Origin of the sequence: Serratia sp. H1w (assembly GCF_000633355.1) — a bacterium.
Lineage (GTDB): Bacteria > Pseudomonadota > Gammaproteobacteria > Enterobacterales > Enterobacteriaceae > Chania.
Genome location: NZ_AYMQ01000138.1, coordinates 1 through 18,134 on the forward strand (window position 1 = coordinate 1; position 18,134 = coordinate 18,134).

Sequence of the window (18,134 nt, forward strand, 5' to 3'; positions counted from 1 at the left end):
CTTGAGGTTTATTGGGTATAATTATGAAAAAGTTAAATGCCTCAGAAGTTTCCAACGTTGTTGGCGGTACCATCTCTCTGTCTATCTGCTCAATCACTTATGTAAAAGACAGCATGGATGTTGGTCTGGCTAAGCCGGTTGAAGTTTGCAACGCGGTTAACACCTGCACCAGCAAAAACGGTGAGACTGTGACCAAGACGCTGACCGATCTGTCTAAGTGTAACTAATTCACTCGCTTTTAGGTGAAACAAGATAAAGTCATTCAGATATTGAATTACTTTTAACGAAAGTCTAAAAGCAAACTTAAAAGTCACCTCTATAAGGATATAATCATGAAAAAGTTAAACGAATCAGCAGTTGCAAACGTTGTTGGCGGTGCTACCACTTCTAGCTGCAAAGTTTCTTATTCACTGAATAAGCTGGAACTGGGTTCTCTTATTGGCATGAACGTCTGTACCCGCGTTAGCACCTGTGAAGGTAAATTCGGCGAGCCAGTTGTGACCAAAGTACCAGTAGCTCTGTCTAACTGCGAAGCTTAATCGCCCAGCGTATATAAGGTATGGCACCATGGTGTCGTACCTTTGTCATCTCTTTTATATTCAATCAGTTCTCCTTTTTCCTCACTAACTTATTTAACCTTCTCTCGCAGGCGTTGCTGCCGCCACCCATAGTTTGTGATCCCAGCATCAAATCCCTTGAATAATGTTGAATGAATGTTGTTGAATTGTTACGTTGAATTGCTGGTCGCGGCCTGACAGCCTCACTCTGCGGGGCAAGCTGCTCAGTACGATAAGCCTGTTCTCTTTTGTTGCTTATGTTTCAAGGGGTTAATCATGGCAGTGTCTACACGGCTCGCCGATGCCAGTTTTGAACAGTGGTTAGGGCAAATCAATGCGGCCTGCGGCCGGTTTTGTGCCAAAACCCTGGCGCCGGGATTTGCCGGTGCGATTCAGGAGTTCCACTCACATACCTTGCGCCTGAGCGTGGTCGATATTGCCCAGACCCAGCTTTACCGTACCCCGCGCGAAGTTGCCCAAAGCGACGGTGGCCATTTTTTTACCGTTTTTCAGCTACGTGGTCAGTCGGTTATGGAGCAGGGCGGGCAGCGGGCGGTGTTATCGGCCGGGGACATCACCCTGATTGATGCCGCACAGCCTAGCAGCTTTACCTACCAACAGGGTTCCCGTCAGCTATCACTGTTGTTGCCGCGTAGTTATCTCGAGCAGCAACTGCGTTTTACCCAGTTCCCCGGTGCGCGGCGTATTGCTGCCGATACGGCGGTGGCTAAACTCAGCCAGCAGTTGGTATTAGGCAGTATGCAGAATGCGCAGATGAGCCGCCTGGAAAGCGAAGCGGTGCTTAACGCCGTAGCTACCTTGTTACAGCCCGCCTTGATGGGGCAGGATGAAGGGAACGATAGCCATGAGCGCGTATTTACCCGTTCGTTGGCGTTTATCGACCAGCATATTCAGTCTGAACAATTACGGCCCGAATGGGTGGCCAGTGAAATCGGTGTCTCGGTGCGCAGCCTGTACCGGCTATTTGCCCGCAAGGGGCTGGTTGTGGCGCAGTACATTAAAAACCGTCGCCTGGATCTCTGCGCGCAGGTTTTGCGCCAGGCCAAGGAGCGGCAAAAGCTGGCCAATATTGGTTATGACTGGGGATTTACCGATCACAGCCATTTCTCTACTGCCTTCAAGGCCCGTTTTGGCGTTTCGCCAAGCGCATATCGCAAACAATACCTGTAACCCCGTCTGGATGATTTGCCAGCAGATTGTTAGGAGCGACAAATCGGATGGCAAGCACAACAAAATATCCCCAGTGAAGAGTTGCTATGTTGAATTGGGGCCCCGTCAAAACGGGCCCATCACAACAACAATGGCTGCAATGTCTCTTTTATGGGTGACGGGGGAAAGATGGTAGATAAAACAACAACAATGAAAACCAAACGCCTGCCAGCGGCTATCGCGCTGGCGCTGGGTCTGCTGATTGGCGCGGGTTGGCAGCCAGCGGCATTGGCTCATGGCGCAGCGGCACATATGGTTCCATTACAAAAAACGCTGGAGGAGTTTGGTGCCAGCGTGCAGTGGGATGATTACGCCCGTATGTTTGTGATCGTGAAAGACGGTGCCTATGTGAAGGTCAAGCCGAATAGCCGTGAAGCCATCGTTAACGGCAAGCCGCTGAAGCTACAGGTGCCGGTGGTGTTCAAGGGTAAAACGGCCTATATGTCCGACGAGTTTATCAACGAGGTGTTCCAGTCTGGCCTGGATCAGACTTTTGCCGTGGAACACCGGGCACATCCGTTGAACCCGTTGAGCGCCGCGGAGATTAACGCGGCGGTCGCCATCATCAAGGCGGCCCCGGAGTATAAAGACAACGTACGCTTCACCGAAATCTCGCTGCGCGAACCGGCAAAAAATCAGGTCTGGCAGTTCGTGCTAAGCGGTAGCGATGTACAGCAACCCCGGCAGGCCGATATTACCCTGCTCGACGGCGTACACGTGATTGAAACCGTGGTCGATCTGCAACAGAAAAAGGTGTTGTCCTGGCAGCCGATCAAAGATGCCCAAGGGATGGTGCTGCTGGACGACTTCGTCAGCGTTCAGAGTATTATCAACGGCAGTAAAGAATATGCCGAAGCCTTGAAGAAACATGGCGTTGCAGACCCGAGCAAAGTGATTACCACCCCGCTGACCGTGGGTTATTTTGACGGCAAAGACGGCCTGCAGCAGGACCAACGCCTGCTGAAAGTGGTCAGTTATCTCGATGTTGGCGATGGTAACTACTGGGCACATCCGATCGAAAACCTGGTGGCGGTGGTTGATCTGCAACAGAAGAAAATCATCAAGATTGAAGAGGGGCCGGTGATCCCAGTGCCGATGAAGCCAACGCCGTACGACGGACGCGATCGCAAGGCCCCGAAAATCAAGCCGCTGGAGATCATCGAGCCAGAAGGCAAAAATTACACCATCACCGGCAACACCATCCACTGGCAAAACTGGGATTTCCATCTGCATCTGAACTCCCGTGTCGGCCCAGTGATCTCAACCGTGACCTATAACGACAATGGTCGTAAGCGTAAGGTGATGTATGAAGGATCGTTGGGTGGCATGATCGTGCCTTATGGCGATCCGGACGTGGGCTGGTACTTCAAAGCCTATCTGGATGCTGGGGACTATGGCATGGGCACGCTCACCTCGCCGATTGCGCGCGGTAAAGATGCGCCGCAAAACGCGGTGTTGCTGGATGAAACCATTGCCGATTACACCGGCAAGCCGACCGATATTCCACGTGCCATCGCTATCTTTGAGCGTTACGCCGGGCCAGAGTACAAGCATCAGGAGATGGGGCAGCCGAACATCAGCACCGAACGCCGTGAGTTGGTGGTGCGCTGGATCAGTACGGTTGGCAACTATGACTACATCTTCGACTGGGTATTCCATCAGAACGGCACCATCGGTATCGACGCCGGGGCGACCGGGATCGAAGCGGTGAAGGGGGTGAAAGCCAGAACCATGCAGGATCCGACCGCCAAGCAAGATACGCAATATGGCACGCTGATCGATCACAACATTGTCGGCACCACCCATCAGCACATTTACAACTTCCGGCTGGATATGGATGTAGACGGGGAAAACAACAGCCTGGTTGAGTTGAACCCGGATGTGAAACCGAACGATCGGGGCGGCCCGCGTACCAGCACCATGCAGGTCGATCAGGTGAAGGTCAGCACCGAGCAGCAGGCGGCACAGAAGTTCGATCCTTCGACCATCCGCTTGTTGAGCAATCCTAGCCGGTTGAACAAGATGGGTAACCCGGTTTCCTATCAGTTGATCCCTTATGCGGGCGGCACGCATCCGATCGCCAAGGGGGCCAACTTTGGTAAGGACGAGTGGATTTATCATCGTCTGAGCTTTATGGATCGGCAACTGTGGGTGACCCGCTACAACCCGAATGAACGTTATCCGGAAGGCAAATACCCGAACCGTTCGATCCACGATACCGGTTTGGGCCAATATACGGCGGACAATCAGTCAATAGACAACACCGATGACGTGGTCTGGCTAACCACCGGCACGACCCACGTGGCGCGAGCGGAAGAGTGGCCGATTATGCCAACCGAGTGGGTACATGCCTTGCTGAAACCGTGGAACTTCTTTGATGAGACGCCAACGTTGAACCTGAACGGGCAAAAACAGCAGTAGTTTTTGGCATTATCCATAAAACAGGGGGCGAACCGTGGTTCGCCCCCTGATCATTTCAGCGCAATACCAATCAATAACGAATACACACCGACTTGGATTCGGTATAGGCATCCAGCCAGTCCGGGCCAAAGTCGCGGCCGCTGCCAGACTGCTTGAAACCGCCAAACGGCATGTTGGCATCGATTAAGGTATGCGTATTGACCCACACCGTGCCCGCCTGAATGCGTGGCGTATACGCCATGGCCGCTTGCAGGCTGGTGGTCCATAGACTGGCCGTCAGGCCATAGTCGGTATCGTTGGCTTTTTGCAGCGCCTCTTCCGCATCCGCTACGCGGATCAGGTTGACGACCGGGCCAAACACTTCTTCTCGCGTCAGGTTCAGACTATCGTCTGGGTTGATCACCAGCGTTGGGGGAATATAGAAGCCTTGCTGGTCAGGTCCGGCGGCACCGGTGATCAATTCGGCGTGTTTATTTCTGGCATCCTCCAGATAGGCGGCCACCTTGTTACGGTGCTCTTTGGAGACCAGCGGGTTGATTTGGGCGTTGCCGTCCATCCCCGGCCCAACAGAAAGTGACTTCACCGCCTGTTCAAAACCGGCGACCAATCGATCGTAAATCGGCGCTTCTATATAGATGCGTGAACTGGCGGCGCAGACTTGCCCCTGATTGAGGAAACTGCCAGCCATCAGCCCTTCGATCACCTGTGTCAGATCGGCATCTTTCAGCACGATAGCCGGGTTTTTACCCCCCAGTTCCAGCGTGACGCGGGTAAAGCGATCTGCCGCCGCACGGACGATCCCTTTACCCACCGGCGTGGAGCCGGTGAAGCTCACTTTGGCAATCAGCGGATGTTCCGTCAGCGCCTTGCCACAGACAGCGCCTTTGCCTGTCACCACGTTAAACACGCCCGGCGGCACCCCGGCATCGCTTGCGAGTTCCGCAATACGCAGCAGGGTGAGAGGCGTTGTTTCTGACGGTTTGATGACGATGGAGCAGCCTGCTGCCAGAGCAGGCATCACCTTCCACATGCCAATCAGCAGCGGGAAGTTCCAGGGAACAATCCCGGCCACCACGCCGATCGGTTCCTTACGGGTATAGACCTGATATTTGGCTCCCGGTGGCATGGGGATGGAAACATCCAGCGTTTGGCCGACGATTTTGGTGGTCAGCCCGGCGGTATAGCGCATCCAGTTCAGCGTACAGCCCACTTCAAAGGCGCGGGAGATATTGATGGATTTCCCTTGTTCCAGCGTTTCCAACTGGGCCAGCTCTTCGGCATGTTGCTCCACCAGATCGGCGAAGCGCAATAAAATACGCTCGCGCTCGGTGGGTAGGCGTTGCGCCCAAACGCCCGTAGTGAAAGCCTGATGGGCTGAGGTGACTGCCTGCTCCACATCGGCGGCATTGGCATCTGCGGTACAGGAGATTTGTTTGCCATCGGCCGGGTTATACACCGCCAGCCGCGAATCGGCCTGTGAGGTTTGCCACTGGCCGTTGATATACAGGCCGTGCTGACGATCGAGGAAGCGGACTACGCTGTCCAGTAGGGTCACATTAGGCATACGCCCTCCTAAGGGGAATAAAACGGATTTTTACCCTTAAAAGTTTAGAGCGTTATGCCCAACGCGGTTTTTATCTGCCTGACATTTGGTTTGTACTGCGTGACAGTTGTGGGCTATTTTCGCGCCAGCAAGGTGGCGAAACGCAGTTTGATGCGGTTGCCCTCGGCATCTATGCGGTGCAACTCGCCGGGGTTTTCGTTATATTTGACGATGTCCCAATCCTGATAATAGTTGGCTAACTCATCCGGCTTGAAGGTGAATGAGAAGGGCACCGTGCAAGGATAGTCTGGCGTATCCATGGCCGCGACGATCAGGTTGTAACCCCCCTTGACCGTGCTGTCTTGCATATTGCGTACGATATGCGGGATCTGTTGGCGATCCAGGAACATAAACACCACGGTAGACAGGATAAAGTCATACTGGCCGCTAAAGCGATGGGTATTGAGATCCTGCTCGCTGGCGGTAATGTGGGTAAGTTGCTCGGTGGCGATGATCTGGTTGATCGCGGCAATTGATGCGGCATTTTTATCCCACGCGGTGACATCAAACCCTTTCAGATTGAGGTACAGCGAATTGCGGCCACTGCCACAGCCCAGATCCAGCGTTTTGCCGGGGGCGATCAGCTTGGCGGCCTCAAGCACTTCGGAATGAGTAGCGGTCAGGGAGTATTTTTGGGTGTAGTAGTTATCTGGCAGGGAGGTCTGCTGATCCATCATGGTATTCCTCTGTATTTGATGTATATAAAATACATCTTTAATGGCCTTTTGCCTAGCCGTTGGATGAGCAGAGTATACCTGACGGTTAGCTCCCTCTCCCAACACCAGTGTTCATGAGAGCTCTGGACTTTACATCGGGAGAGGGGCGGGAGGGGCGATGATTAAGCAATGCGCCGTGGGTTATGCAGCCCAAAGTTGAAGCTGTTGCAGCGGCGGCAGAACTCTTTCATCGCCGCTGGCGAATCCATCATAGGCAATTTCACCTCGATAAACGATAACCGGTCCTGGCGTGAAGCTCGCTCCAACGCCATCTCCAGCTGTTGGCCGGTTGCTACCACTGCGCAAAACGCCTGCGTCTGCGGGCTTAACACCGCCGGGAGTTTGGCGTAATCCCACATGCCGATATCGTTATAAGACGATGTTTCGCCAAGGATATAACGCTCGATGGTGTACCCGTCATTATTGATCAGGAAAATGATCGGTTTTTGCTCATGGCGCAGCAACGTTGAGAGTTCCTGGGCGGTGAGCTGGAATGAGCCATCGCCAATAAACAGCAGTTGCCGCCGTTGTGGCGCGGCCATCATCGTGCCGAGCAATGCTGGCAAGGTATAGCCGATCGATCCCCAAATGGGTTGGTTGACCACGCTCACGCCGCTGGGCAATCGCATACCGCCGATCGCCGCGCCAGAGGTGCCATTTTCCACCACCAGCACGTCATCTGCCTGAATAAAGCGCTGGATCCGTTGCCAGAAATAGCCCTGTTCGAGCGGCTCGTTGCCCGGTGTAGCCAGTTTTTGTTGTGGAGCGGCTAGTGGAGTCAGCGGCGGTGGGCTGGTGGCGGGGGCTTGATCCAGCACGGATTGCAGCAGCTCGGCTGCCGTTACCGCTGGGTAGGAGAGGTTATCCAACTTCAGCGTATAGGGTTGAATATCGATCACCGCCTGAGCCGGGATCTGCTGGCTGAAATAGCCGGTGGTGGAATCTACCAGGCGTACGCCAAAGCTGAGGATACAGTCTGACTGAGCCATCAGTTCAAACAGCTCGGGGCGCGACAGATCGCCGCTATAGCCACCTTGCCAGCCCGGCGTGTTCTCTGATATCGCGCATTTTGCCGTGGGCATATTGGTTAACGGGATGGCGAACTTATCTGCCAGCGCTAACACCAGTGCCTGAAGCTGGTAACGCTCGACCATCTGATCGATCAGGATGATTGGCCGTTTAGCCCGGTTAATCCGCTCGAGCAGGGCCGCGCTGGCAAGCTGGAGATGGCTGGCATCACTGCCCGGCAAGCGGTAGGAACAGGGATTATCGGCAACCTCAATTTCCACCTCGCAAATATCTGAGGGCAATTGCAGGTAAACCGGCTTCTTCTGTTGCTAGGCGCAGGCGATGACCCGTGGGATCTCCGTTGCGGCATTTTCCGGAGTGATGAGCGCCTGCGCCACGGTGAACTGCCGGAAACAGTTCATCACGTTATCAAAATTGCCGTCTGCCAGTGAGTGGTGCAGCAGCGCATGGCTCTGCATGGCATGTAACGGAGGCGTGCCCGCAATGCAGATCACAGGTGCGGATTCTGCATAGGCTCCGGCAATACCGGAAAGTGCCGCCAGATCGCCCACGCCATAGGTGGTGATCAACGCTCCTGCGCCTTTGAGACGGGCATAACCATCAGCGGCGTAAGCGGCGTTCAGTTCGTTGCAGTTGCCTATGAATTGGCAGTGTTGATCGTGCTCGATGGTTTCCAGCAGCGCCAGGTTGTAATCGCCGGGCACGCCGTAAATACGATCCACCTTCAGGGCGCGTAGTTGTTGCAGGAGAAATGAACCTATGGTGATCCTCATTGATTGCTCCACCTTCACGTCAATTTATTGTTATTTAACCGCGCGCAGCAGGGAACGGCTGGCGATATCGCGCGGTTAATCGTTGAAAATGCGAGTCGCTTGTAGGGCGTCAGCATTAACAGTTGGCGAAAGTGGTGGCTTGTTCAAGTTGGCCGAGCTTGGGGAACTATTGTGAATCGTATCAAGGAGTTTACGACCCAAAAGGGGTATCAACTGCGATCCTCGCCAAAGGCGGTACTTTTCTTGTCTTGCTGGCCGCAAGAAATCACGGCAATGGCAGAGGGGAAATGCCTGGCTGGTACTTTCTCTGCTCCCCGTCTTTCCGTGGGGCAGCCGTCAAGATTTCGCTACATACCTATAGGGAAGATAATTCTAGTTTCACGCTCAAAAGAAGCGGAGCTATCTGACAGGCAAAGCGGAGTTATCTGACAGACAAAGCGTGTCCAGACGCATATCTTTGGCGCGCGCGTTGGCAGTAGCTCGCTGCCGAGTGCCAAACTTAACCGTTTCTCAACGAGCGATGATAAAAGCATCGCCCCGGCGAGATACGGCTTGATCAGGATAGGGCGATCGGTAAGAATCCCCGGCTTTATTTTTACAGGAGTTGCATTCATGGTTGTTAAAAGGATCTTTTTAGCCGGTTGGTTGGCGTTGATATTTCCCGCACTGCCTTCTTACGCCGAGGTTAGTACGGAAAATAGCAATGCTGTGTCCGCCGCAGATCCTGGCTGGTGGGGGCGATTTACCGGCAATGTGGCAGAGACCTGGAACAACTCGCCCAACAAGGAGTTCTATCTCCCGGCGATCACCTGGCATAACCGCTGGATGTACGACAAGGAAAAGACCGACGAGTATAACGAGCGCCCTTGGGGGGCCGGTTATGGCATCTCGCGGTTTGATGAGGACGGGGATTGGCACGCGATCTACCTGATGGCGTTCAAGGATTCGTTCAATAAGTGGGAGCCGATCGGTGGCTATGCTTACGAGAAGATCTGGCGCCCGATTGCAGGCGAGGATTTTCGTCTGGGGCTGGGCTTTACCGCCAGCGTGACCGCACGTGATAACTGGAGCTATATCCCTATCCCCGCGCCGTTGCCATTGGCGTCCATCGGTTATCAGCGGCTGACCTTCCAGGCTACTTATATTCCCGGCACTTACAATAACGGCAACGTGTTCTTTGCCTGGCTGCGCTGGCAGTTCTGACGATTTCCGTCATTCCGAAAAATACGCGGCGGCCTGAATAAAAGGAACTTGTCGAGTGGCACGGCGTCCGAGCTAAGTACGAAGTTAAGTGCATCGTCATTTTGCAGTCAAACAGGAGTCTTTCCGTTATGAATACCCAATATCGCTTATTGTTGGCCCTGAGCTTGAGCACGGTAATGGCTACGGGCAGCGCCCACGCGGCCGGTTTGATGGACTCCCTCAGCAGTGCTGCTACAGAGCTCAGCAAATCAGGTGGCGAGAGCAGCAATGGTGGCCTGTCGCTGTCTTCGCTGAGTGGTTTGCTCAACGGTGGTGATAAAGCGCTGAGTTCTTCCAGCATGGCCAACGCCGCAGGCATCTTGCAGTACTGCGTGAAAAACAACGTTCTGTCGGCAAACGGCACCGAAGCGGTGAAGGACAAACTGCTGGATAAACTGGGCATCACCAGTACGGCCAACGCTAACAGCGAAGATTATCAGCAAGGGCTGGGTGGCTTGTTGAACACCGGCAAGGGTAACGCGCTGGATCTCAATAGTCTGGGCACCTCGCAAATCACCGAGAAGGTGAAGCAGAAAGCCTGCGATCTGGTGCTGAAACAGGGTATGTCGTTTGTTTCCTGATCTGTTTGGGGGCAGTGATGCTCCCGTTGAACTCAAGGCGAAGAAATCTCAATGACCAAGTTCCTGATGCTTTCTCTGTTCGCTGGTGTGGTTTTGCTCCAGGGGTGTGCGATGAAAACCAAAGATGATGCGCCACTTCCGCCGAAGGTGCAGAGCCAAACTATTGGCATGGCGAACCCGGCAGATGTGTATTGCAACAAGCTCGGCGGCAAGCTGAACCCCAAGCAGAATGCTCAGGGAGAGTATTCCACCTGTACCTTGCCTGATGGGCAAGAGATCGACAGCTGGGAGCTGTTCCGCCGCGATCACCCGGTAAAAAAATAACTCGCTTTCCCCTCACCCCAACCCTCTCCCAAAGAGAGAGGGGGCCAGCTCAGAGTCGTGGTCAGGTGCAGGGGATAATTTGTAGCACGTTAAGTCCCTCATCCCTTTGGGAGAGGGGCCAGGTTAGAATTCTCTATTACTGATAGGATGATACTGGTCTGGCCCTTCTTCAGCAAAGGTCAATGGCAACGTGCTATCGGGCCGATCGGCCACCGATAGGGCCGTGCGGAAGCTACAGCCGCTGTGGATGTCTTTCACCTTCATCACATAATGGCCGTTGCTCTCCAGCTTGATATTGAAACTGCTGGCGGCCGGGAGGAACACCTCGGCCAGCAACTGTTTGGTAGCGTTTTCCAGTTTGACCAACACGGCAAATTCATTACGCTGATTATCCAGCGCCAAGGTCCGTAACTGGCTACCAGCATGCCAATCTGGCTCATGCAGATATCCTGGCGAAGTGGGCCATGGGCTGCCCTGATTGTCCGGCAATGGCCCAACGCAGTGCTGACGAGCTTCCCTTAACGGGGCTTCCCGTTGGATCACATAATTCTGTGGTGTAGCAAGGGTGAAGCTTTCCTCCTGTGCCCCTTCACGCAAGTGGTGTTTGGCCAGAAAAATCCCGGCCGCCACCAGCATAAAGAAGATCAATAAGCTCAATCGATTGCGAAATATCGGGGCCAATAGCCTGCCCGGCAGTTGAAAAAGCCAGCTGGCAACTCTCAATAGCATTGTTTTTCCTTTCAAGCCGCTTGTTGCCTTTCAACGGGTGTTTAATCAGAGCGTTACGTCTGCGGTAACGTGACTTTCCCCAGTATAGCCAACATCCTGACGGCGAAAATTGCCAAAAGCGCTTTTTATGCAAAATGATTGTACGTTTATATACGTTTGTGTACAGTTGTGTTCATTGTATTTTCGTCGGACCCTCATGATGTCAAAACTGCTGCCCAATGAACGCCACCAGGCCATCCTCGCCAGCTTGCAACAGCAGGGACGAGTGCTGGCGATCGAAATGGCGGCGCAGTTGAATACCACCGAAGCCACCATCCGCCGCGATCTGCGCCAACTGGCGGCGCAAAACCTGTGCAAACGGATCTATGGCGGAGCGCTGGCGCTCACGCCTGCCGTTGGTTATATGGCCGAACGGGTGGAGATCAGCAGCGATGAGAAGCAGCGGTTGGCCCACGCGGCCCTGCAACTGATCCAGACCGGGCAGGTGATCTTTCTTGATGCGGGCAGTACCTATCTTTACCTGGCCGATCTACTGCCCCGCGATCGGCAACTCACCGTGGTGACCAATGCCCTGAGCGTTGCCAGCCGCCTGTTGGAGCGGCCCGGGATCCGCACCATCCTGATCGGCGGTGAGGTGGACGCGGAAATCGGCGGCAGTGTTGATGCCAAGGCATTGGCCGAAATTGCCTCGTTTCGTTTCGACATCGCCTTTACCGGCGTCTGTGCTTACGATCCCGACAGTGGCTTTACTGCCCTGCGTTATCAGGAGGCCCAGTTCAAGAAGCAAATGCTGGCACGCGCTGGCAACGTCGCGGTGCTATGTACCCGCGACAAGTTCAACACCTATGCGCCCTACACGCTATTGCCCGCCAGCCAGGTCGATTATCTGGTGATTGCCCGTGATGGCCACGCGCAGCTCGAACAGCAGGTTACCCTGAGCGGTGGCACCGTGCTGTACATCCCCGCTACTGATGGAGAATGATTATGAAAATCGCCCATGTTGCCCTATGGACACAGGATATTGAGGCCCAGGTTGGCTTCTGGCAGCGCTATTTCAATGGCGTCGCGGGGGAGGAGTATGTGAGCAAGAATCGCCCCGGCTTTATCTCGCGCTTTGTTCAACTGGCGGATGGCCCCGCGTTGGAGATCATGTGCGTTCCTGGCCTGTTGCCGGGCGGTAAAGCCGAGGAACGCGTTGGCTGGGCTCATATTGCGTTATCGCTCGGCAGTGAAGCGCGGGTGGACGAATTGGCACAGCGGGCCAAGGCGGACGGTATTTTGCAGGCGGCACCGCGCTGGACCGGGGACGGCTTTTATGAGGCCATCATTCGCGATCCAGATGGTAACGCCATCGAAATCACCGGCTGATCAGGCTTCCTCCAGGGTGGCGAACTGCTGAGCCAGAAAATCGATCAGCAGCCGAACCGCTGGCAACATGCCACGCCGCGAGGGATAGACCACATGGACGACGCCGCCCTGAGGCTGCCAGCCGGGCAGTAATTGCTCCAGATCGCCACGCAAGATGTCATCACGCATCATCATGGCCGGTAGTTGTACGATACCGGCCCCGGCAATCGCCGCGGTGCGCAGCATCAGCATATCATCGGTGACCAGCCTGGGCTGGTGCTCCCATTGGAACTTTTGCTCCTGCGGGCCGCTGAGTTGCCACAGGTGCTGCGCTCTGGCCGGGCCGAGATCGAGCGTTGGGTAATTCTGCAATCCTGTGGGGGAATCGATAGCGCCGATCGTGCGTACCAATGCCGGGCTGGCGGCGATACACCAGCTGCGCTGAGCCAGGATTTTCAGTACCAGATCGCTGTCTTCCAACGGCGGTGGCCTGACGCGCACCGCCAGATCCAATCCTTCACCCACCACATCGACCCGGCGATTGGTCGCCTCCAGATGTACCGTCACCCGTGGGTAATCCGCCATAAACCGGGCCACCATGCTACCGATCCGCGTATGCAGCAGCGCCACCGGGCAAGACATGCGCACCGTACCGCAAGGTTCCGCGCGGGTCTGTTCGATCGCCTGTTGCGCCGCTTCGGCCTCAACCAGCATCGCCTTGCAGTGTACGTAATAGCTCTGTCCTAAATCGGTCACGGAGAAACGCCGGGTTGAACGCTGGATCAGGCGTACGCCGAGGCGTTCTTCCAACTGTGCCACGCGGCGGCTGAGCTTCGATTTGGGTATGCCAAGGGCACGCCCGGCGGGAGCAAAGCCCTGATGGTCCACCACGCTGGCGAAGAAATACAGATCGTTCAGGTCTGTCTGCATCGGTTTACTCATCGTTCTACTGATAGAACACTGAGTGTATATCTTGCTGACTACTGCGGCAAATCGGCTTGGACTAAACTTCTGTCATCAACGTAAGGCCGCGAGGCCTGCAACAGGAGTTATAAGATGAAAAAGATCCTTGGTGTTTATAACAGCCCGGAAGCTCACTGGGTCGGCAACGGTTTTCTGGTGAACTCCCTGTTCTCGTATAACGAACTGGGGGCCGAGATGAGCCCATTCCTGCTGCTGGATCACGCTGCGCCAACCAAATTCCGTTCGGCCAGTGGTCGCCGTGGCGTGGGGCAGCATCCTCATCGCGGGTTTGAAACGGTCACCATCGTCTATCAGGGCGAAGTCGAACACCGTGACTCCACCGGCAGCGGCGGGGTGATCGGCCCAGGTGATGTGCAGTGGATGACGGCGGCATCGGGCATCCTGCATGAAGAATTTCATTCCAAAGATTTTGCACGTCAGGGCGGCACCATAGAGATGGTGCAACTGTGGGTCAATCTGCCTGCCAAAGACAAGATGGCGGCCCCGGGTTACCAGACGTTGCTTAATCGCGATATTCCGGTTGTTCCGTTGGCGGACAACGCGGGGCAGGTCAGAGTGATTGCCGGTAACTATGGCGGTCATGCAGGGCCAGCCCGCACTTTCAGCCCGATCAACGTGTGGGACATGAAGTTGAACGCCGGGCACACCACCACCCTGCAGGTGCAGGAAGGGCATACGCTGGCCGTGGTGATGTTGCACGGGGCGATTCTGGTCAACGGTGAGCAGATCGTGCGGGAAACGCAAATGGTGCTGCTGGATCGCGCTGGTGACTCCATCACCATCGAGGCAAACAATGATGTCAGCCTGCTGGTACTGAGCGGTGAGCCCATCGATGAGCCTATCGTAGGTTACGGCCCGTTTGTGATGAACAGCGAAGCGGAAATCCAACAGGCTTTCCGTGATTTCAACAGCGGGCAGTTTGGTGCAATGCCAGTGACTGCCGAAGGCAGCAATCAGTAAGCTCGATCCCGGTACGGAAACCCATCTCCGTATCGGGCCTAAACTTGAAGACAACCTCTGTGTCGAAACTTACCCTCAAAAGGAGTCGTAACATGACCGCAAATTACAAACGTCTCGATAAGGACCAGGCCGTCGTGCTGTTGGTGGATCATCAGGCATGGCTGCTATCACTGGTACGTGATATCGATCCCGATCGTTTCAAGAACAACGTGTTGGCGCTGGGTGATCTGGCGAAATACTTCAATCTGCCGACGATCCTGACCACCAGTTTCGAAACCGGCCCCAATGGCCCTTTGGTGCCTGAATTGAAGGCCCAGTTCCCAGATGCGCCTTATATTGCACGCCCTGGTCAGATTAACGCCTGGGATAATGAAGACTTCGTCAAGGCAGTGAAAGCGACTGGACGCAAACAGTTGATCATTGCTGGCGTGGTGACCGAGGTCTGCGTTGCATTCCCTGCCTTGTCGGCGCTGGCTGAAGGTTTTGAAGTCTTTGTGGTGACCGATGCCTCCGGCACCTTTAATGAGCTGACGCGGCAATCCGCCTGGAGCCGTATGGAAGCCGAAGGCGCGCAGTTAATGACCTGGTTCGGCGTGGCTTGCGAATTGCACCGTGACTGGCGTAATGATATTGAAGGGTTGGGGACGCTGTTTGCCAACCATATTCCTGATTATCGCAATCTGATGACCAGCTACAGCGCACTGACCTCAGGCAAATAAATTTATCTGGGCGTAGCCGCCAGGCTGCGCTCTTTTCTGGTCCCTCCTCCTGAACAACCGGCAACGCATTGAAATTTACCCTTCTTTACCAAAAATTCGATTGAAAATTCAACGGTATTTCCCCATATAATGGAATGTTAATTTAACAAGGAGCGCGTATGGGAATCAGTGAAGAAGAGGCTATCCGCCGGATGAGCCTCGAAAAAAATGCCGTCGGCAATTCGGCTAAATGGGTGGCGATTGTTTCGGCCGTTTACTTTGCCCTGATGGTGTTCTACGGCCATCCAACCGGCGTATTGGCCATGTCCGGCGCTATTTTTGTGGTATCCACCACCACCTGGCTGAAGAAACGCCAGAAAGTCAAAGCCTACCGCCAGGTATTGGCGAAGATCGACAGTGGGCAAAACCCCTAACACCGTTTTGCCAGACACTATCCGTTAGCGCAGCGGCATTAACATGACCAGCTTCAATCCGCGGTGCTCCGCCGGGTAGAATGTCACCTGCTGAAAATGTCGCTCCCCCTGCTGTGGATGGCTGAACGTACGTTCGCCGCCCTCACGGGCCATGACGTCCTGCTGTTTCCACCAATGATTGAACGCTTCGCTGTTGTGCGTCATATTGCGCACAAAGGCGCGTATCTCTTCCGTTCCCTGATGATGGCTGGTTTCGGCGCGAAACTCGGCCACCACTCGCCGTGCGCGATTTTCCCAGTCGCTGACCAGCACTTTCGCCTGAGGGTGAAAAAACATGAAATGCAGCAGGTTTGGGGTTTTTGACTGCTTCAGCCAATCGCAGAACAGCTCCTCGGCTTGCGGGTTCCAGGCCATCATATTCCAGGTAAGATCGAGTAGATAACAGGGCACGGTCATTTGATGCACGCTTTGCAGCACGGCGGCATTAACCGTTTCCTGTACCCGCTCCTGTTCGGGATCGGCGATATGTGCCAGGGTAAACAGGTAGTGACGTTCGGCATGGCCCAGCCGTAACGCCGTGGCGATGCGTGCCAGCGTATAGGGTGAAATCGACACCTCGCGTCCCTGTTCTATCCAGGTATACCAGGTGGCGCTGATGCCGCTGATTTGTGCCAGCTCTTCACGGCGTAAACCGCTGGTGCGGCGGCGTGTCGCCGTGGGCAGGCCCAGCATCTCTGGCGTGACCCGCTCGCGGTGCGCACGCAAAAACGCACCGAGGGCTTTCTGGCTGGATATGGCGTCTGATTCCATTAGGGTGGTACTCACTTATACTAGGATAACTGCTCATATTGTACCCGTATAGCAGCTTGATTATAGTCATTAGCAGCCATCTCGGCAGCGGCGCAAGCCAGATAATAATGGGAGCAGCTATGAGCATCAGCAACAGCCATAAAAATGCGGTCGATCGCCAATTTGGCGAACAGGCCAATGCCTATCTGACCAGCGCGGTACACGCGCAAGGGAAAGACCTGCAACGTCTGGGCAAACTGTTGGCAGGCAGTACCGATGCGCGCTTGCTCGATCTGGGGTGCGGGGCAGGGCACGCCAGTTTTATCGCAGCAGCCCATGTGGCGCAGGTGGTGGCGTACGATCTGTCGGCGCAGATGCTGACGGTGGTCGGTAACGCGGCGCAGGAAAAGGGGCTGGATAATATTCAGGTGCAGCAGGGCGTGGCGGAGGTATTGCCCTTTGATGATGCCAGTTTTGACGTGGTGATTAGCCGCTATTCGGCGCACCATTGGCACGATGTGGGGCGGGCGTTGCGTGAAGTCAAACGGGTGTTGAAGCCAGGTGGGCGGGCCATCTTTATGGATGTGGTGTCCCCAGGTCATCCGTTATTGGATATTTATCTGCAAACGGTCGAAGTGCTGCGGGATACCTCGCACGTGCGCAACTATGCGCCGGGTGAGTGGCTGAGCCTGTTTACCGAATCCGGTTTGCTGGTGCGGGAGGTGACGGCCGATCGGCTGGATTTGGAGTTTAGCAGTTGGGTGGCCCGGATGCGTACGCCTGAGCATTTTGTCACGGCGATCCGTGCGTTACAGCAAGGGGTTACAGAAGATGTTCGTCAGCACTTTGCCATTCTGGCCGATGGATCCTTTACCAGTGACATCATGATGTTTGAAGCGGTGAAGGGCTAAAATTTCAGGGCAGCCGTTGCGGGCTGCCCTGAAGATCAATGCTTACTTCTTGTCTTCCAACAGGCAACGGTAGATCAGACCACCGATAACACCGCCGATCAGCGGTACCAGCCAGAATACCCACAGTTGCTGCAATGCCCAGGTTCCCTGGAAGATTGCGACGGCAGTACTACGTGCCGGGTTAACCGAGGTATTGGTGACAGGAATACTGATCAGGTGAATCAGCGTCAATGCCAGGCCGATGGCCAGAGGTGCAAAGCCTGCCGGTGCGCGTTTATCGGTCGCACCATGAATAACAATCAGGAAGAAGGCGGTCAGCACCAATTCAATCACGATAGCGGCTTGCAAAGAATAACCACCCGGTGAATGCTCACCGTAGCCGTTAGAAGCAAAACCACTGGCGGTCGCATCAAAGCCTGCTTTACCGCTGGCAACCAAATAAAGCACCGCGGCGGCAGCAATACCACCAATCACCTGAGCAACCACGTAGGGAATAACGTCTTTCGCAGGGAAACGGCCACCTGCAAATAATCCCATAGTGACCGCTGGGTTAAAGTGCCCACCAGAAATATGACCGACAGCGTAGGCCATAGTAACCACGGTAAGGCCGAACGCTAAAGCCACACCAGCAAAACCAATACCTAACTGTGGAAACGCTGCGGCCAGCACTGCGCTACCACAACCACCGAACACCAACCAAAATGTACCGAAAAATTCGGCAAAAAGTCGCTTTGACATAGATTCCATCCTGCTGGGGGAACAAACTAACGGACGTTAGCACTAAAAACGGTCATGTATTCAATGTG

At 54.8% G+C, this 18,134-nt stretch carries 19 protein-coding genes and 1 pseudogene; 13 read left to right on the plus strand and 7 right to left on the minus strand.

Annotated elements, in window-relative coordinates; all coding sequences use genetic code 11:
- Nucleotides 1-23 precede the first annotated feature (23 nt).
- The 4 genes from U869_RS0126800 to tynA all read left to right on the plus strand — a co-directional run bounded on the left by U869_RS0126800 (nt 24) and on the right by tynA (nt 4,208).
- Nucleotides 24-227, plus strand: a complete 204-nt coding sequence (locus U869_RS0126800; protein WP_025122545.1) for a DUF4762 family protein — start codon at nt 24-26, stop codon at nt 225-227.
- Between the two features lie 105 nt (nt 228-332).
- Nucleotides 333-539, plus strand: coding sequence for a DUF4762 family protein (locus U869_RS0126805; RefSeq protein WP_025122544.1), 207 nt, complete (start codon nt 333-335; stop codon nt 537-539).
- 294 nt (nt 540-833) lie between these two features.
- Nucleotides 834-1,748 (plus strand): transcriptional regulator FeaR, encoded by a 915-nt coding sequence (feaR, locus tag U869_RS0126810; RefSeq protein WP_025122543.1) that lies wholly within the window; start codon nt 834-836, stop codon nt 1,746-1,748.
- A 189-nt stretch (nt 1,749-1,937) separates the two neighbouring features.
- Nucleotides 1,938-4,208, plus strand: coding sequence for a primary-amine oxidase (gene tynA / locus U869_RS0126815; protein ID WP_025122542.1), 2,271 nt, complete (start codon nt 1,938-1,940; stop codon nt 4,206-4,208).
- A 70-nt stretch (nt 4,209-4,278) separates the two neighbouring features.
- Here tynA and U869_RS0126820 read toward each other — a convergent pair whose 3' ends face one another.
- From U869_RS0126820 to U869_RS29750, 3 genes and pseudogenes are all read right to left on the minus strand, one after another.
- Nucleotides 4,279-5,772 (minus strand): aldehyde dehydrogenase family protein, encoded by a 1,494-nt coding sequence (locus U869_RS0126820; RefSeq protein WP_025122541.1) that lies wholly within the window; start codon nt 5,770-5,772, stop codon nt 4,279-4,281.
- Nucleotides 5,773-5,885: 113 nt separating this feature from the next.
- On the minus strand, nt 5,886-6,485 hold the full coding sequence (gene tehB, locus U869_RS0126825; protein WP_025122540.1) for a tellurite resistance methyltransferase TehB: 600 nt from the start codon (nt 6,483-6,485) through the stop codon (nt 5,886-5,888).
- 164 nt (nt 6,486-6,649) lie between these two features.
- Nucleotides 6,650-8,329: pseudogene (locus U869_RS29750) on the minus strand (alpha-keto acid decarboxylase family protein).
- 612 nt (nt 8,330-8,941) lie between these two features.
- Between U869_RS29750 and pagP the strand changes: the two are divergent.
- The 3 genes from pagP to U869_RS0126845 all read left to right on the plus strand — a co-directional run bounded on the left by pagP (nt 8,942) and on the right by U869_RS0126845 (nt 10,476).
- Nucleotides 8,942-9,532 (plus strand): lipid IV(A) palmitoyltransferase PagP, encoded by a 591-nt coding sequence (gene pagP / locus U869_RS0126835; RefSeq protein WP_025122539.1) that lies wholly within the window; start codon nt 8,942-8,944, stop codon nt 9,530-9,532.
- 128 nt (nt 9,533-9,660) lie between these two features.
- Nucleotides 9,661-10,152 (plus strand): DUF2501 domain-containing protein, encoded by a 492-nt coding sequence (locus U869_RS0126840; RefSeq protein ID WP_025122538.1) that lies wholly within the window; start codon nt 9,661-9,663, stop codon nt 10,150-10,152.
- A gap of 51 nt (nt 10,153-10,203) precedes the next feature.
- Entirely contained in the window at nt 10,204-10,476 is a 273-nt protein-coding gene (locus U869_RS0126845) for a DUF333 domain-containing protein (RefSeq protein WP_025122537.1), read from the plus strand.
- A 123-nt stretch (nt 10,477-10,599) separates the two neighbouring features.
- On the opposite strand, the gene U869_RS0126850 is transcribed toward U869_RS0126845, so the two are convergent.
- Nucleotides 10,600-11,205, minus strand: a complete 606-nt coding sequence (locus tag U869_RS0126850; protein ID WP_025122536.1) for a hypothetical protein — start codon at nt 11,203-11,205, stop codon at nt 10,600-10,602.
- A 199-nt stretch (nt 11,206-11,404) separates the two neighbouring features.
- Between U869_RS0126850 and U869_RS0126855 the strand changes: the two genes are divergently transcribed.
- Nucleotides 11,405-12,187 carry a DeoR/GlpR family DNA-binding transcription regulator gene (locus tag U869_RS0126855; protein ID WP_025122535.1) on the plus strand — a complete coding sequence of 261 codons (783 nt, stop codon included), beginning with the start codon at nt 11,405-11,407 and terminating at the stop codon, nt 12,185-12,187.
- A gap of 2 nt (nt 12,188-12,189) precedes the next feature.
- Complete coding sequence (locus U869_RS0126860; RefSeq protein WP_025122534.1) at nt 12,190-12,573, plus strand: VOC family protein; 384 nt, start codon at nt 12,190-12,192, stop codon at nt 12,571-12,573.
- On the opposite strand, the gene U869_RS0126865 is transcribed toward U869_RS0126860, so the two are convergent.
- Nucleotides 12,574-13,482: a LysR family transcriptional regulator gene (locus tag U869_RS0126865; protein WP_025122533.1), complete on the minus strand. Its 909-nt coding sequence runs from the start codon at nt 13,480-13,482 to the stop codon at nt 12,574-12,576. It lies immediately after the preceding gene.
- Nucleotides 13,483-13,608: 126 nt separating this feature from the next.
- Between U869_RS0126865 and U869_RS0126870 the strand changes: the two genes are divergently transcribed.
- The 3 genes from U869_RS0126870 to U869_RS0126880 all read left to right on the plus strand — a co-directional run bounded on the left by U869_RS0126870 (nt 13,609) and on the right by U869_RS0126880 (nt 15,628).
- Nucleotides 13,609-14,496: a pirin family protein gene (locus U869_RS0126870; protein WP_025122532.1), complete on the plus strand. Its 888-nt coding sequence runs from the start codon at nt 13,609-13,611 to the stop codon at nt 14,494-14,496.
- A gap of 92 nt (nt 14,497-14,588) precedes the next feature.
- Nucleotides 14,589-15,215, plus strand: a complete 627-nt coding sequence (gene ycaC / locus U869_RS0126875) for an isochorismate family cysteine hydrolase YcaC (protein WP_025122531.1) — start codon at nt 14,589-14,591, stop codon at nt 15,213-15,215.
- Nucleotides 15,216-15,373: 158 nt separating this feature from the next.
- A complete protein-coding gene (locus U869_RS0126880; RefSeq protein ID WP_025122530.1) occupies nt 15,374-15,628 on the plus strand; it encodes a hypothetical protein in 255 nt (84 codons plus the stop codon).
- Between the two features lie 24 nt (nt 15,629-15,652).
- On the opposite strand, the gene U869_RS0126885 is transcribed toward U869_RS0126880, so the two are convergent.
- On the minus strand, nt 15,653-16,438 hold the full coding sequence (locus tag U869_RS0126885) for a helix-turn-helix transcriptional regulator (RefSeq protein WP_025122529.1): 786 nt from the start codon (nt 16,436-16,438) through the stop codon (nt 15,653-15,655).
- Between the two features lie 119 nt (nt 16,439-16,557).
- Here U869_RS0126885 and U869_RS0126890 point away from each other — a divergent pair, with 119 nt between their 5' ends.
- Entirely contained in the window at nt 16,558-17,328 is a 771-nt protein-coding gene (locus U869_RS0126890; RefSeq protein ID WP_025122528.1) for a class I SAM-dependent methyltransferase, read from the plus strand.
- A gap of 42 nt (nt 17,329-17,370) precedes the next feature.
- On the opposite strand, the gene aqpZ is transcribed toward U869_RS0126890, so the two are convergent.
- Nucleotides 17,371-18,066, minus strand: coding sequence for an aquaporin Z (gene aqpZ, locus U869_RS0126895; RefSeq protein WP_025122527.1), 696 nt, complete (start codon nt 18,064-18,066; stop codon nt 17,371-17,373).
- Nucleotides 18,067-18,134: the final 68 nt, after the last annotated feature.

Excerpts from the sequence above, each read along its gene's own strand:
- U869_RS0126800 (WP_025122545.1), top strand. The coding sequence starts at position 24 with ATGAAAAAGTTAAATGCCTCAGAAGTTTCCAACGTTGTTGGCGGTACC.
- U869_RS0126805 (WP_025122544.1), top strand. The coding sequence starts at position 333 with ATGAAAAAGTTAAACGAATCAGCAGTTGCAAACGTTGTTGGCGGTGCT.
- feaR (WP_025122543.1), top strand. The coding sequence starts at position 834 with ATGGCAGTGTCTACACGGCTCGCCGATGCCAGTTTTGAACAGTGGTTA.
- tynA (WP_025122542.1), top strand. The coding sequence starts at position 1,938 with ATGAAAACCAAACGCCTGCCAGCGGCTATCGCGCTGGCGCTGGGTCTG.
- U869_RS0126820 (WP_025122541.1), bottom strand. The coding sequence starts at position 5,772 with ATGCCTAATGTGACCCTACTGGACAGCGTAGTCCGCTTCCTCGATCGT.
- tehB (WP_025122540.1), bottom strand. The coding sequence starts at position 6,485 with ATGGATCAGCAGACCTCCCTGCCAGATAACTACTACACCCAAAAATAC.
- pagP (WP_025122539.1), top strand. The coding sequence starts at position 8,942 with ATGGTTGTTAAAAGGATCTTTTTAGCCGGTTGGTTGGCGTTGATATTT.
- U869_RS0126840 (WP_025122538.1), top strand. The coding sequence starts at position 9,661 with ATGAATACCCAATATCGCTTATTGTTGGCCCTGAGCTTGAGCACGGTA.
- U869_RS0126845 (WP_025122537.1), top strand. The coding sequence starts at position 10,204 with ATGACCAAGTTCCTGATGCTTTCTCTGTTCGCTGGTGTGGTTTTGCTC.
- U869_RS0126850 (WP_025122536.1), bottom strand. The coding sequence starts at position 11,205 with ATGCTATTGAGAGTTGCCAGCTGGCTTTTTCAACTGCCGGGCAGGCTA.
- U869_RS0126855 (WP_025122535.1), top strand. The coding sequence starts at position 11,405 with ATGTCAAAACTGCTGCCCAATGAACGCCACCAGGCCATCCTCGCCAGC.
- U869_RS0126860 (WP_025122534.1), top strand. The coding sequence starts at position 12,190 with ATGAAAATCGCCCATGTTGCCCTATGGACACAGGATATTGAGGCCCAG.
- U869_RS0126865 (WP_025122533.1), bottom strand. The coding sequence starts at position 13,482 with ATGCAGACAGACCTGAACGATCTGTATTTCTTCGCCAGCGTGGTGGAC.
- U869_RS0126870 (WP_025122532.1), top strand. The coding sequence starts at position 13,609 with ATGAAAAAGATCCTTGGTGTTTATAACAGCCCGGAAGCTCACTGGGTC.
- ycaC (WP_025122531.1), top strand. The coding sequence starts at position 14,589 with ATGACCGCAAATTACAAACGTCTCGATAAGGACCAGGCCGTCGTGCTG.
- U869_RS0126880 (WP_025122530.1), top strand. The coding sequence starts at position 15,374 with ATGGGAATCAGTGAAGAAGAGGCTATCCGCCGGATGAGCCTCGAAAAA.
- U869_RS0126885 (WP_025122529.1), bottom strand. The coding sequence starts at position 16,438 with ATGGAATCAGACGCCATATCCAGCCAGAAAGCCCTCGGTGCGTTTTTG.
- U869_RS0126890 (WP_025122528.1), top strand. The coding sequence starts at position 16,558 with ATGAGCATCAGCAACAGCCATAAAAATGCGGTCGATCGCCAATTTGGC.
- aqpZ (WP_025122527.1), bottom strand. The coding sequence starts at position 18,066 with ATGTCAAAGCGACTTTTTGCCGAATTTTTCGGTACATTTTGGTTGGTG.